Raw genomic sequence first — 14180 nt, forward strand, 5'->3', positions numbered from 1 at the left:
AGGTTTCGTTGTTAATTCTTGGAGATGCGACCGATGTCCCAGAGCAGCCCGCCGCCAGCCGATACACTTACGGACGACGATTCCGATGATCTCGTCTTTTTGGACGAGATCCAGCCTGCGCCAGGCAGCGCTGCGCTCGTCCACAAGGTATGGCGCGTGATGATCATCGATGATGATGAAGATGTCCATTCCGCGACCACGTTTGCGCTGGGCAACCTGGAAATGCAAAACCGGCCCCTGGAATTCGTGCATGCGTTTTCCGCCGCCCAGGCGCGGGAAATGCTGGCGGTGGAGCAGGATATCGCCGTCATCCTGCTCGATGTGGTGATGGAGCAGGAAGACGCCGGCCTGCAGCTGGTTAAATTTATCCGCCAGGATATCGGCTTAAACGATGTGCGCATTATTCTGCGCACCGGCCAGCCCGGCTACGCGCCGGAAATCGACGCCATCCGCGATTACGATATCAACGACTACAAAACCAAGTCTGAACTCACGCGCATCAAGCTGTTTACCACCGTGACTGCCGCCATCCGTTCGTATGAGCAGATCCGCGCCATCAGCGCCAGCCGGCGCGGGCTGGATTTGATTGTGCACGCCAGCACCGAATTAATGGCCTTGCACGGCTTACAGGATTTCGCCGCCGGCGTCATCATCCAGATTGCCGGTTTGCTGGGTTTAAAGCCGGAAGGTTTGATTTGCGTGCGCGATGATCAGCATGACCGCCACCAGTTGGTGGTGATCGCAGGCGGCGGCAACTACCGCGCGATGGTCAACCAGCCGGTGCAGCAGCTGGGCAATGCGCATATTGAGCAAGCCCTGCAACACACCATGCAAACGCGGGAAAACACCTATCACAGCGACTACACCACCCTGTATTTTGATGGCAAATCAGGGCGTGATTTCGCCGCCTATCTGGATACCGGCAGCCCGCTGTCGGAAATCGACCAGCGCCTGCTCGAAGTGTTCTGCAGCAATATCTCGGTCGGCCTGGACAATGTGATGCTGGTTTCGCATCTGCATGATTTCGCCTTTTATGATCAACTCTGCAAGCTGCCCAACCGCACCCGTCTGGTGGAAATTCTGGATGAACTGTTAGGCGGCCAGGACATGCCGGGCGATCCCACCCTGGCCTTGGTCGATATCGATCATTTCGCCGAGACCAATGATGCGCTCGGCCATCAATTTGGCGACCAGCTGCTGATTGCCGTCGCCAACCGGCTGCAATCACAACTGGGCGATGTGCTGGCGGTGGCGCGCGTGGGCGGCGATATTTTCTCTGTGCTGGGCGATGGCAGCCGCGTCAATCCGGAACAGATTCTGGCCTTATTCAATCAGGCTTTCCATATCGACGGCCAGGATGTGCAACTCTCGGCCACGGTCGGCCTGGTGCGCTTGAGCGAATATGAAGGCGGCGGCGCGGATGCGCTGAAAGACGCCGATATCGCCTTAAAGCGCGCCAAGATGCAGCAGCGCGCCGGACATTTCTATTTCTCGCGCTCGATGGGGGTGGAAATCCGCGAACGCGTGCGCATGATGCATGCTTTGCGCAGCGCATTTGAAAAAACCCAGCTGTATGTGTATTACCAGCCGCAAATCGACTTTCAAACGCGCAGAGTGGCCGGGGCCGAGGCGCTGCTGCGCTGGCAAACCGAAGACGGCAAGTTCATTTCCCCCGACCGCTTTATTCCGATTGCCGAATATTCCGGCATGATCATCGATCTGGGCGAATGGGTGATGCGCACCGCCTGCACCGAACTGGTGCGTTTGCACGCCGCCGGCTTTTCCGATTTCACCATGGCCATCAATGTGTCGCAGGCGCAATTCCGCCACCCCGATTTCCTCGATTCGCTGCGGCGCGCACTGGCTGACACCAATGCCCCGCCGCATTTTGTCGAATTGGAAATCACCGAATCGATGGCGATGGAAAAACCCGACATGCTGATCCGCATGTTGGAGCACATCAAGCAAATCGGCGTCTCGATTGCGATTGACGATTTCGGCACCGGTTTCTCCTCGCTCAGTTATTTGCAAAGGCTGAAGGTGGACAAGCTCAAGATTGACCGCGCCTTCGTCACGGAAATCACGAGTTCAGCGCGCGGCTCCAGCATTGCCGAGATGATCATTCAATTGGGCCGCAATCTGGGTCTGAAGGTGATTGCGGAAGGGGTGGAAGATGAAAGACAGGCCAAGATTTTGACCGATCTGGGCTGCCCGCTGGCGCAAGGCTTTTTATTTGCGCGCCCCATGCCTGCGCATGAGTTGCAAGGCTGGCTCAGCGCCCGCCTTGCCAGCGGGACCGGGGCAAACTGATAAAAAGAACAAGGGCTTGCAGCGGCGTCGCCAAACGCCCGCAGGCCGGCCAGAAATCCAAGCCGGAGGCGCCAGATGAGGGGCTTTACATCAGGCAACCTGACAATTCGGCGGGCTGTGATGCTTGCTGTGATTGCCGGTTTGCTCTTGCCTGCGATACTGGTGACAGGGTATTCCTGGCTCAAACGCTACGATGAGGATGTGCATAAGCGCACCCGCGAATTGCTGCAACAGCATGCCGAAGTGCTGGCCAGCAGCATGCAAGAAGCGCTGTGGAATGTTGACCGCGAAAGCGGCAATACCCTGGTGGACTCGATGATGCGCAATGAAGACATTGTGATGATCGAGGTGCGCGACAATAATCTGGGCTTGTTTGTCAAACGCGACATCCCGGCGCGCCGCCAGGGCTTGAGTTTGAGCCTTGAGCGCAAGGTGCAATATCGCAAGACCGATATCGGCTGGCTGCGTCTTGAAGTGTCCTCCAGCCGGCAGCGTCAAATCATCCAGGAAAACCTGCGCGAATATCTGATTGCGCTGGCGGCGCAAGTCACGCTGGCGCTGATTCTGATTCTGGTCTTGCTGGATCAACGTCTGGTGCGCCCCTTGCGCCGGCTGGCGAAAAACGCCGAAACCCTGGCTTCCGGCCAGCTTGACGCCTCCTTCACCTGGAAACGGCTGGATGAAATCGGCCACCTCGGGCAACAGCTGGAACACACCCGGATTGCCTTGCAAAACCTGTTTGGCGTGCTGGAACAGAAAAACGCCCAGCTCGAAGACGATCTGGAAAAGCGCAAACAGGTTGAACTCGAATTGCGTGAGCGTGAAGCGCGCATCCGCGCCCTGGTCGAACAGTCGCCCATCGCCATCATTGAATGGGATATGGATTTTTGCGTGGTGGAATGGAATGCCGCCGCCGAACGTATTTTCGGCCATACCCGGCAACAGGCGCTGGGCCGGCACGCCAGCTTCATCGTGCCCAAGGCTTCGCGCGCCGCCGGCGACACCATTTTCCAGGAAGCCAGCACCAGCACGAATGTGGTCTCGGGCGTGAACCAAAACCTGCGCGCCGACGGCAAAATCATTTATTGCCTGTGGAATAACAGCCATATCGCCAACGCCAGCGGCCGCACTGGCCGCCTGCTATCGATGGCGCAGGACATCACCGAACAGCGCCGCGCGGAAGAGGCGCGCCATTGGTCTGAAGCGAAATTCGCCGGGGCCTTCCAGTGCTACCCGGATCCGGTGGCGATTTTGCGCCTGCACGATGGTTTGCTGCTGGACATGAATCAGGCTTTTGTTAAAGTCTGCGGCCTGGAGCGGGCTGAATTATTGGAACGCGATCCGCGCAGCCTGGGCTTATGGCCGGCCAGCCAGCAAAGCGCATTGGTGGAGAAGGTGCAGACCTACAGCGGGGTGCATGATCTGCCCTGGGAATTGCAAACCGCCACGGGCGAAAAACGCAGCTGCCTGCTCAACGCCACCCTGTTCCATGTCGGCGCTGAAGCGTTTTTGCTGGCGGTGATCCGCGATGTCACCGTGCAGCTGCGCTTTGAAGCGCAAAAAGCCGAGGCAGACCGCGCCTTGCTGCGCTTAGCGCAAGGCACGCAAGGGGCCGGCGCGCAGTTTTTCCAATCGCTGTTGGAAGATCTGGCCGCCGCACTGGGCGTGGCGTATGCCGAATTGCGTCTGCTCGATGACAGCGGCGCCGTCTTGCACAGCATGGCGCGGCATGGCTTAGAGGAAGCGCCGGCATCGCATGATTGGCGCGGCGCGCCGGCGCAAGAAGTCTTGCAACGCGGTTTGTGCGTGTATGCCGATCAGGTTCAGGCCCTGTTCCCGGACGACGCCAGTTTGTGCGCGCTGCAGGTCAAGAGCTATGCCGGCGCGCCGCTGAAAAACGCGCAGGGACAGGTCATCGGCCTGCTCGCAATCAGCCATACGGCGGCCTTGCACCATGCCGCGCTGGTGCGCTCCTTATTGCCGGTATTTGCTGAGCGCGCCGCCGCCGAAATCGAGCGCATGCGCAGCGAAGAAGCCTTGCGCGAGCGGGAGCGCAGCTTCTCCACGATTTTCCATTCCTCGCCGGTGGCGATGAGCGTGATTGCGGTCAACAATGGTTTCTTCATCCGCGATATCAATGGCGCGTTTGAAAAATTATTGGGCCTGGCGCGCGAACACACCGTCAGCCATGAAATTTTGGCCTTGCCGATCTTCAGCACACCCGCCGACCGCCAGGCGCTGGAAGCCATGCTGCAGGCGCAAGACAGCGAGCCGCAACACGAAATCTGGCTGCAGCGCGCCAGCGGCGAAGCGATTTTCGTGCAGATCTCACAAAATTCCTTCAGCCTGAATAATGATCAGTATGTGACGGTGGCGTTTGAAGACATTACTGAAAACTTTAACAATGAGCTGGCGATTCATGATTTGAATGTAAATCTGGAACACCGCGTGGTGGAGCGCACCGATGAATTGCAGCGCGCCAACCGCGAGCTGGCCAGCACCCTGGAAACCTTGAGCCGCGCGCAGGAAGACTTGGTGCGCAGTGAAAAACTGGCCGCGCTGGGTTCCCTGGTGGCCGGGATTGCGCATGAATTGAATACGCCGATTGGCAACAGCCTGATGGTGGCTTCGACGCTGGTGGACCAGACACGCGATTTCCGCAGCGCCAGCGCGCAAGGTTTGAAACGCTCGATTCTGGAAGCTTATGTGCAAGACGCCAGCAAAGCCGGCGACATCCTGGTGCGCAATCTGCACCGCGCGGCGGATTTGGTGACCAGCTTTAAACAGGTGGCGATTGATCAAACCAGTTCCAAGCGGCGTCCCTTTGTGCTGTCGGAAGTGGTGGGGGAAATTCTGCTGACCCTGTATCCGGCCATCAAAAAAACCGCGTATGTGGTGGAACAGGAATTTGAAGACAATCTGGCGATGGATTCCTACCCCGGCCCCTTGGGACAGGTGCTGACCAATTTGATCAATAACGCCTTGATTCACGGCTTTGACGGGCGCGAAAACGGCAAGATCGTGATTCGCGGACGCGCCCTGCCGGAAGACTGGATCGAACTCAGTCTGACCGATGATGGCGTCGGCATCCCGCAGGAAAACTTAAAGCGCATCTACGACCCGTTTTTCACCACCAAACTGGGGGCGGGCGGCTCCGGGCTTGGCTTGAATATCACACATAATATTGTCACCGGCCTGCTGGGCGGCAAAATCGCGGTGCACAGTGAAGTCGGCGTCGGCACTGTGTTCACACTCAGCCTGCCGTGCAATGCGCCGCATAGTCAGCATGATGAAAAACCCTTGCACCCGGAAGACGTGGCAAGGGCGCGCGCGGCGCATGCGGCAGCTGTAGAATCATCGAATCCTGCTGAGGCTGAGTGAAACAACGCGCAGCCCCCTCCCCTGCGGCCCTGCGGCCCTGCGGCGGCGTATTTACAGCACAACCTGGTCTTTCAAGCAGCGCAAATGCTTGCGCCGGCAGCCGCTAAGACATGTGGAAAACGGCATGGGAGAAACGGCATGAAAGCGCAATCTGCCTTCATAGGCAAGGGCAGTCTGGCCGGAATCAGTCATACAAGCCGGCCCATGGTTTTATCGGAGAAATTTAAGCGCATGCGGGATCGCGGGAATGTGCTTGCGGCTTTGCAGTCACAATCGATCCGGCTGACACAGCTCAGCCCGTATTTTCCTCTGCATAGCGTAAGTCCGCCTGCAGCGGCGCCGTTTGGCGCGCCACACAAGGCAGGCGCAATTGCTGTCGCACTGAATAAACTTAATAGCGGCTCAGCCTCGGTGCTTGCGCCGCGCCTTGCCAAGTGCTTTTGAAGAAAGCAATATTCTCCAGCAATTGCCTGGACTGACTGAGCAATTCTTCACTGGTGGACGCCAGCTGTTCCGAAGCGGCGGCATTTTGCTGGGCGGTGTTGCTGAGCTGATCCAAGGTGCGGTTAATTTGCCCGACCGAGCTGTTTTGGGTGTTGCCGACATCTGCGATTTCTTTCACCAGCGCTGAAGTTTCGTGCACGCCGGGCACAATCAGCTTGAGCAAATTGCCTGCGCTGACGGCGGTATTGACGCTGTTTTGCGCCAGCTTGCCAATTTCCTGGGCCGCCATCTGGCTGCGTTCGGCCAATTTGCGCACCTCGCTGGCCACCACGGCAAAGCCCTTGCCGTATTCACCGGCGCGCGCGGCTTCAATCGCGGCATTCAAGGCCAGTAAATTGGTCTGATAGGCAATATCATCGACAAAGGAAATTTTGGCGGCGACTTGCTGCATCGCGCTGAGCGTCTCTGTCACCGCCTTGCCGCCTTCCACCGCATTATTGCTGGCGGTGGTTGCAATCGAAAAGGTGATATTGGCGTTTTCATTATTTTTATCAATCGATTCTGAGATAACCCCGATAGAGGTCAAGGTATCGACCACCGCCCTGGCCTGCTGATTGGCGGCTTCGGACAAAGCGCTGGAGGTGGCGTTGACCTGACTCGCGGCATCATTGAGCGCATCCGCCGTCATGCGCACGTCGGCAAGCACGCGGGCTAAATTTTCAGCGGTGCTGTTGGCGCTGTCCCGCACCTGGCCAAACGAACCGCCATAACGATACGTGATGCGCTGACTTAAATCGCCATCGGCAAAAGCGCGCAATACGGTTTCAATCGCCAGCAAACCCTGTTCGCTGGTTTGCAGTAATTGATTCATGGCGGTGGCCAGATTCAGGAAAAAGCCGGACTTGCCTTGCAAAGCCAAACGCTGGGTGAATTCGCCGGCTGCGGCGGCGGCCACAATCGCGGCGATTTCCTCTTCGACCCCGACCTCTGCAGTGCGGTTATTGAGTTCGAGCACGCTGCCCACCCGCACGCCCAGGGAATTGACGATAGGCGTCAAAATCATCGAAAAATGCAAGCTGCCGATTTGCAAACTGCTGCTGACAGACTGCGTGATTTCTTTCAAGAGCGCGGCCTGCTGCCGGGGTTCAGGATGGAAGCGGCTGATATCCTGTCCCTCTGCCCGGGCCGGATCAAAGCCTGGCAGATACTGGCGCAGCTCGGCCAGATTTTGCCGCAACATTTCCTGCGCGGCTTGATTCGCATACACAATTTGATTGTCCGCATCCGCGATGATGACATTCGTGCTGCATTTATCCAGTGCATTCTTGATGCGGACATTGATCACCGCCGCTTCCGCCGCTTCCGCCAATTTATGCCGGGCTTCACGCGCAGTTTCTGTGACCTGCCGTTTCAAGCCCGGCAGTTCTTCCATTTCACTGGCGAAATTGCCTTGCGCATATTCGCGGATCAGGCTGACCAGACGGAATTGCACATCCAGATGGGCTTTGACCAATAGATTAATCGATTCCGCCATCACGCCATAACTGCCGGGCAAGGCATGCACCGGCATCAAAGCGTCAATCGCCCCGGCCTGATGCTGCTGCGCCATGGTGGACTGGGCCTGCTGAAAATCCAACAGAACTTCCTGCATTTTCCGGGTCTCGGCCAATAAGCTGCTCTCATCTCCTGCACGGGTTTGAATATTGCTGGTGAAATCGCCAGCCGCCACTCTTTGCACCACTTTCAAGACCGCTTTCGGATCGCCGCCCAGACTTCTTTGCAAAGAGCGCAGCAGCAAAGCGCCAGCAATCGCTGAGGCGGCGGCAAACAGAATCGCGCCGGCAATCAATACTTCCAGCACATCCTGAATTTTCTGCCGGCTGACGACCTTGGCCTGTCTGGCGATTTTTTGCGCGGTGCGCACTTGTTCCGCCACCTCGCCGGATAGTTTGCCAAAGGCCAGTACGGTTTCTTCGTTTTCCACGCTGGGGCGTTTTTGCTGCAGAATTTTGCTGATCAAGGCTTGCTGCGCCGGCCAGTTTTGCGCTGTTTTTTCCAATTCTGGCAGCGCTTTGCGCGCTGCCGGCAGCAGGCGCTCGATATCTTTCAGCGCGGCGGCCGTGCTTTCGCGGGAGGATTTTGAACCTTCGGTGAGGATGATTTCGCCAACGCCGCGCAAGCTGGCGTCAAGCGCGGCGCTGACTTCTTCCGCCAGATTGGCGTTGTCCAGGGCCAGATTGGCGCGCTGAAAACCATTGACCCCGAGAAAGCTGAGCAGCAAGCCGATGATGACTAAGATGATGACGCCAAACTTTACCTGCCCTGCCAGGGTCTCTATCGCAAACGATTTCAGCATTTCAGCTCCATGGTCATGGTGGAAACTGGAAAAACATGTGCGGGATGTTGCACGGCTCCAATTGTGCCGACATCCAGCGCCGGGAGCCTGTCGGACTTAGAAAAAATTTACTGTAAAACCAGCAGAACGGGCCATATTTCACCGTCTTTTTGCTCAAAGTCGATGCTATTAACGCTGCAAAGTCGGCAAAATCTATCTTCGCCCTGCTGTTTTTTCGCTGCGATTCTCTAAGCCCGACAGGCTCCCAGGTTTTTTCAGGGCAGCCTTGGCGCTGCCCTATAGTGTGAAAGCATCACAAATCAAAGCAAGTGTTGATCCAGCGGATGCATACATGCACTACGTTTTATGTGCTCGTTTTAGCGTTCAACCGGATAGTTTTTGGCTGTCCACTCCGCAAATCCGCCGCGCATATACATCACGTTGGTATAACCTTGCTTGATTGACAGAACTGCAGCCTTATACGATTTCCAACCGGTCGGGCCATCGCTGTAAAACACAATTTTGCTGGCTTTGTCGGCTGGCATTTTGCTGAAATCAAATTGATCCTGCGCCGCATCGAAATTTTCCACCTTCTCGCTTTTTTCCTTGTAGGCAATGGCAACTGCGCCGGGCACATGACCTTTGCCGAAATTGAGGGTGCTGCGGGTGTCAATGAAACTTGCGCCTTTGCTCTTGGCCAAGGCTTGGCCTTCGTCCACAGTAATGACTTTACCGCCTTTGAGTGTGCTCGGAGTGGGCGGCGCGTCATCAGCGCAGGCCAGTGCGGACAGACTGAACAGGCAGGCGGCGAGCAGGTTGCGTTGTAACATGAATGTTCTCCTCGTGAAGTGGGGGAAGTGTCAAGCGGATGCGAAAATGCTTCCAGGCAGGCGAGTCAAACCTTGGATCGGAATGGTTGCAGCTGAGCCTATAGGCGAATGTCAGTATTGTCTGTCGCACAAGTAAGCGGGCAGACCAAAATGCAAGCAGGGACATCGCGGCGTTCATGTAACTGCACGCTTCATTTTACACAGCCGGCTTGAATTGTGTGGATTAATTGTGCTTACAATGCAGGCGTGATGCCTGCCGCGCCACACATCAAACCAGGCGCCGCGCCTCACACATAAAGCAGCCATAGCGCGCATTGTGAATTTGCACATAAGCAATCTCAACCCGGGCCAGCCATGCATGCAATACGCCGGCAAAATCAGTACCCGCCGTCACATCAGCGCATTGCATGCTGCCGCTGGCGTCGTATGCCCGCAGGGAAAGCAAGCGCCGGCTGAGGCAATCCGGCACGGTGTCCGGCGCCAACTGCGCCTGTTGTGCGCCGCGCATCACAAAAATCGGCCCGCTGGCGCGATAGGGCGAATCGCAAGCATGGTGCGGGTAATGCAGCAGCAACACCTCACTGCCGATGGGCGCATCAGTCAGACTGACGCGGCAGGGATAGCTGTGTTCTTCCTCAACCTTGATACGGCGCATCTGCTGCGCCATCAATTCGGCATCGCTGAGCGCAAACAAAGGGGCAAAGTGTGCGGCAGACAGGGCATGGAGTTGAAAAGCGGACATGATGTGGATGCAAAAATTGAAAAATCCAGTGTGACAGCAAGCGCGCGCTCTGTCTGGCTGAAATCGGACATGCAAACCCTGGGCCGCTTTATGTTTGAATGGTTAACATGGGCCAGCGCTGTAAAAACTGTTTTTGTTCCAGCCGCTGCAAGAATACATCGTATGCGACTTGGCGCGGATTATGGCGCAAGACCAGATCGAACAAATCTTGCAAACCGCAAGGCGCCAGCACATGCATTTGCGCCTGCTCATCCAATCGCACAGCAAGCGCGGTCGCCGTTTCCGGCCAGCCGGACACGCCGTCCAGCGTGCTGCGCAAAGGGGGCATTGGGCTTTGCGGCGTGCAGCGCCAACTGTGCACCCCGGCTTGATTCGTCACCTCCCACACCCAGCCAGGGCATATTGCTTGCAAACGCGCCTGCCACATCTGCTCAAAACCGGGGCCGCAATGCTCCACATCAAAATACACCACATCCAACTCACCGCCGGCTGGCGTGCTGAATCCGTGCAAATGATCCCACACCCGGTTGCGGATGGCGCCGGCGCCCAGCCAGGCGTCGGGCAGATTCAGGGAACGGATGGCGCGCAAGGCTTGCATCAGCGCCGCATCCTGCCGCAGCAAGTCACATAAGTGCTTGTGCAAAACATCTGTTGGCAGCATTTCTGTCAAATTATTCCCGCATATCTGGCAAAAGCATCTCTTCAGCCAATAAAAACGGGCGCATGCAGCGCCCGTTTTTATTGATGCCTGATGTGTCAAATCACTTGGCGTTCATCAGCGCCACAGTGGTGTCCAACATACGGTTGGAGAAGCCCCATTCATTGTCATACCAGGACGACACTTTGACCAGATTGCCGGACACTTTGGTCAGGGTGGCGTCAAAGTTGGAGGAAGCCGGGTTGTGGTTGTAGTCGATCGACACCAGCGGATCGGTGTTGTAAGTCAGGATGCCGCCGGCGGCTGCCGCTGCTTCCTTCATGATCGCATTCACTTCATCCGCCGTGGTTTCACGCGCAGCCACGAAGGACAGGTCAACCAGGGACACATTGATGGTCGGAACGCGGATCGCGTAGCCGTCCAGCTTGCCATTCAATTCCGGCAACACCAGGCCGACCGCAGCAGCAGCGCCGGTCTTGGTCGGGATCATGCTCATGGTGGCGGAACGGGCGCGGCGCAGGTCTTCGTGCATCACGTCGGTCAGCACCTGGTCATTGGTGTAAGCATGCACAGTGGTCATCAAGCCGGTCAGCAGGCCGATTTTGTCGTTCAGCGGCTTAACCAGCGGAGCTAAGCAGTTGGTGGTGCAGGAAGCGTTGGAAATCACGGTGTCGCTGGCTTTCAACACATTGTGGTTGACGCCAAACACCACGGTCGCGTCCACATCCTTGCCGCCCGGCGCGGAGATGATGACTTTCTTGGCGCCGCCTTTCAGGTGAGCGGAAGCTTTTTCTTTGCTGGTGAAAAAGCCGGTGCATTCCAGCACCACGTCCACGCCCAGCTCGCCCCATGGGATTTCAGCCGGATTGCGTTGTGCGAACACGCGGATTTTGTCGCCATTGACGATCATGAATTCGCCATCCACTTCCACGGTGCCCGGGAATTTGCCGTGCGCAGTGTCAAAACGGGTCAGATGGGCGTTCGATTTGACATCGCCCAGGTCATTGATGGCCACGATCTGGATATCGTGTTTTTTGCCGCCTTCATAGTGGGCGCGCAGGATGTTGCGGCCAATCCGGCCATAACCATTGATTGCTACTTTGATCGTCATGTTTCACTCCACAAGAAAAAAACTTATTGCGCCCGCGCCATCGTGTATGGCGCGGGCAAATCCTGCATATTATGCGGCCATCACCTGTTCAACCTTGGCCACCACATTGTCCACGGTAAAGCCGAAATGCTTGAACAGCACGCCTGCCGGGGCCGATTCGCCAAAGGTGTCGATGCCGACCACGGCGCCTTCCAGGCCGACGTACTTGTACCAGAAATCGGTAACGCCGGCTTCAATCGCCACGCGCGGCACGCCGCGCGGCAAGACTTGCGCTTTATATGCAGCGTCTTGCAGATCAAAGATTTCGGTACAGGGCATGGACACCACGCGCACCGCCACGCCTTTGGCGGCCAGAGCGTCGGCGGCTTTTTGCGCCAGTTCGATTTCCGAACCGGTGGCGATCAACACCGCACGCGGGTTTTCCGCATCGCGCAACACATAGCCGCCGCGTGCGATATCGGCGATTTGCTGCACGCTGCGCGCCTGAAACGGCAGATTCTGGCGCGAGAAAATCAAATTGCTCGGGCCGTCATCGCGCGCAACCGCGCAACCCCAGGCCACCATCGATTCGACGGTGTCGCAAGGACGCCAGTTAAACAGATTCGGGATCAGGCGCAAGCTCGACACATGTTCCACTGATTGGTGGGTCGGGCCATCTTCACCCAGGCCGATGGAGTCATGCGTGAACACAAAAATACTGCGCAGCTTCATCAGCGCAGCCATGCGCAGGGCATTGCGGCTGTAGTCCGAGAAGGTGAGGAAGGTGGCGCCGAAAGGCAGATAACCGCCATGCAGGGCGATGCCGTTCATGATCGCGCTCATGCCGAATTCGCGCACGCCATAATTGATATGGTTGCCCGGCTGGCCGCTGCGCAAGGCTTTGCACGCTTTCCAGTTGGTCAGATTGGAGCCGGTCAGGTCGGCCGAGCCGCCCAGGAATTCCGGCAACACCGCCGACAGCGCTTCAATCGCGTTCTGGCTGGCTTTGCGGGTGGCGATGGTTTCCTGCTTTTCATTGCAGGCGGAAATCGCTTGCGCCAGGGTGGCGGCGAAGTTTTGCGGCAGTTCGCCCTTGACGCGGCGCTGCAATTCGGCGGCTTTTTCCGGGAATTGTGCGGCATAAGCGGCAAAACGCGCATTCCAGTCGGCTTCCAATTGCGCGCCGGCGGCTTTGGCGTCCCAACCGGCATAGACTTCCGCCGGGATTTCAAACGGCGCATGATGCCAGCCCAAGGCCTCGCGCACGGCGGCGACTTCTTTTTCGCCTAAAGCCGCACCGTGCACTTTGTCGGTGCCGGCCAGATTCGGCGAACCTTTGCCGATCACGGTCTTGCAGCAAATCAAGCTCGGCTTGCCTGCTGTTTTGGCGCTGGCGATGGCGTCGGCAATTGCGTCCACATCATGCCCGTCCACATTGTCAATCACATGCCAGCCATAGGCGGCGAAGCGTTGCGGGGTATTGTCGCGGAACCAGCCATCGACCTTGCCGTCAATCGAGATGCCGTTATCGTCATACAGCACAATCAGCTTGGACAGATTCAAGGTGCCGGCCAGCGAGCAGACTTCATGCGAAATGCCTTCCATCAGACAGCCATCGCCGACGAAGGCGTAGGTGTAGTGGTCGATAATGTCATGGCCCGGCTGATTGAATTCCGCCGCCAGCAGATATTCCGCCAGCGCCATGCCGACCGCATTGCTGATGCCCTGGCCCAGCGGGCCGGTGGTGGTTTCCACGCCCGGGGTGATGTGCACTTCCGGGTGGCCCGGCGTTTTGGAATGCAATTGACGGAAAGCCTTTAACTCAGACATCGGCAGGTCATAGCCGGTCAAGTGTAAAAGCGCATAGATCAACATCGAGCCATGGCCGTTGGAAAGCACAAAACGGTCGCGGTTGAGAAACAGCGGATTGACGGGATTGTGGCGCAAATGCCGGCTCCACAAGGCGACTGCGATTTCAGCCATGCCCATCGGCATGCCGGGGTGGCCGGAATTCGCTTGCTGCACTGCATCCATCGCCAGCGCGCGGATCGCGTTGGCCATTTGCTGTTGCAAAGCGGTAGTCGTGAGTTCAGATGTCATGATAGCTAGAAGGCAATGAAAAAACCGTGACGGGGGCAAATCGCCCTGTCCTGCGCTTGCTGCCGGGCTGCGGCAAGGCACTCCAAAAAATTCGCCAATCATTGGCGCTTTTTGCAATACCCTGCGCCGGTTTGCATGCATTCATGCATGCCGGCCCGCACGCTCAAACAGGAAATGCGCGGCATCTGCCTCAAAGCGTGCTATTTTAGCAGACAAGCGCTGTATAGCCCGCCCCGCCCAGCAAATTTGTGTGCGCTGCCGCATTGCGCATGCCGGGCGCGCAATTCTGA

At 57.4% G+C, this 14180-nt stretch carries 8 protein-coding genes; 2 read left to right on the top strand and 6 right to left on the bottom strand.

The genetic code is table 11. The features are described 5' to 3' along the window. Positions 1 to 33 precede the first annotated feature (33 nt). Both V8J88_RS14045 and V8J88_RS14050 read left to right on the top strand, forming a co-directional pair. The gene (locus V8J88_RS14045; protein WP_338844765.1) at positions 34 to 2310 is read left to right on the top strand and encodes an EAL domain-containing protein; all 2277 of its coding nucleotides are present in this window, start codon (positions 34 to 36) and stop codon (positions 2308 to 2310) included. 120 nt (positions 2311 to 2430) lie between these two features. Further along, positions 2431 to 5691, top strand: coding sequence for a PAS domain S-box protein (locus V8J88_RS14050; protein WP_338844766.1), 3261 nt, complete (start codon positions 2431 to 2433; stop codon positions 5689 to 5691). A gap of 391 nt (positions 5692 to 6082) precedes the next feature. Here V8J88_RS14050 and V8J88_RS14055 read toward each other — a convergent pair whose 3' ends face one another. The 6 genes from V8J88_RS14055 to tkt all read right to left on the bottom strand — a co-directional run bounded on the left by V8J88_RS14055 (position 6083) and on the right by tkt (position 13890). Beyond that, positions 6083 to 8491: a methyl-accepting chemotaxis protein gene (locus V8J88_RS14055; protein ID WP_338844767.1), complete on the bottom strand. Its 2409-nt coding sequence runs from the start codon at positions 8489 to 8491 to the stop codon at positions 6083 to 6085. Positions 8492 to 8847: 356 nt separating this feature from the next. After that, complete coding sequence (locus V8J88_RS14060) at positions 8848 to 9300, bottom strand: rhodanese-like domain-containing protein (RefSeq protein WP_338844768.1); 453 nt, start codon at positions 9298 to 9300, stop codon at positions 8848 to 8850. A gap of 268 nt (positions 9301 to 9568) precedes the next feature. Beyond that, positions 9569 to 10042 (bottom strand): DUF1203 domain-containing protein, encoded by a 474-nt coding sequence (locus tag V8J88_RS14065; protein WP_338844769.1) that lies wholly within the window; start codon positions 10040 to 10042, stop codon positions 9569 to 9571. 88 nt (positions 10043 to 10130) lie between these two features. Next, positions 10131 to 10685 (bottom strand): nucleotidyltransferase family protein, encoded by a 555-nt coding sequence (locus V8J88_RS14070; protein ID WP_338844770.1) that lies wholly within the window; start codon positions 10683 to 10685, stop codon positions 10131 to 10133. A 118-nt stretch (positions 10686 to 10803) separates the two neighbouring features. Next, positions 10804 to 11811, bottom strand: a complete 1008-nt coding sequence (gene gap, locus V8J88_RS14075) for a type I glyceraldehyde-3-phosphate dehydrogenase (protein WP_338844771.1) — start codon at positions 11809 to 11811, stop codon at positions 10804 to 10806. A 69-nt stretch (positions 11812 to 11880) separates the two neighbouring features. Next, positions 11881 to 13890 carry a transketolase gene (gene tkt / locus V8J88_RS14080; protein ID WP_338844772.1) on the bottom strand — a complete coding sequence of 670 codons (2010 nt, stop codon included), beginning with the start codon at positions 13888 to 13890 and terminating at the stop codon, positions 11881 to 11883. Between the last annotated feature and the right edge of the window lie 290 nt (positions 13891 to 14180).

The sequence above is a fragment of the Massilia sp. W12 genome, assembly GCF_037300705.1.
Taxonomy (GTDB): Bacteria; Pseudomonadota; Gammaproteobacteria; order Burkholderiales; family Burkholderiaceae_D; genus JACPVY01.

What these genes read in the sequence shown, in the direction of transcription:
- gap (WP_338844771.1), bottom strand. Translation starts at nt 11,811, where the DNA reads ATGACGATCAAAGTAGCAATCAATGGTTATGGCCGGATTGGCCGCAAC.
- V8J88_RS14050 (WP_338844766.1), top strand. Translation starts at nt 2,431, where the DNA reads ATGCTTGCTGTGATTGCCGGTTTGCTCTTGCCTGCGATACTGGTGACA.
- tkt (WP_338844772.1), bottom strand. Translation starts at nt 13,890, where the DNA reads ATGACATCTGAACTCACGACTACCGCTTTGCAACAGCAAATGGCCAAC.
- V8J88_RS14065 (WP_338844769.1), bottom strand. Translation starts at nt 10,042, where the DNA reads ATGTCCGCTTTTCAACTCCATGCCCTGTCTGCCGCACACTTTGCCCCT.
- V8J88_RS14055 (WP_338844767.1), bottom strand. Translation starts at nt 8,491, where the DNA reads ATGCTGAAATCGTTTGCGATAGAGACCCTGGCAGGGCAGGTAAAGTTT.
- V8J88_RS14045 (WP_338844765.1), top strand. Translation starts at nt 34, where the DNA reads ATGTCCCAGAGCAGCCCGCCGCCAGCCGATACACTTACGGACGACGAT.
- V8J88_RS14060 (WP_338844768.1), bottom strand. Translation starts at nt 9,300, where the DNA reads ATGTTACAACGCAACCTGCTCGCCGCCTGCCTGTTCAGTCTGTCCGCA.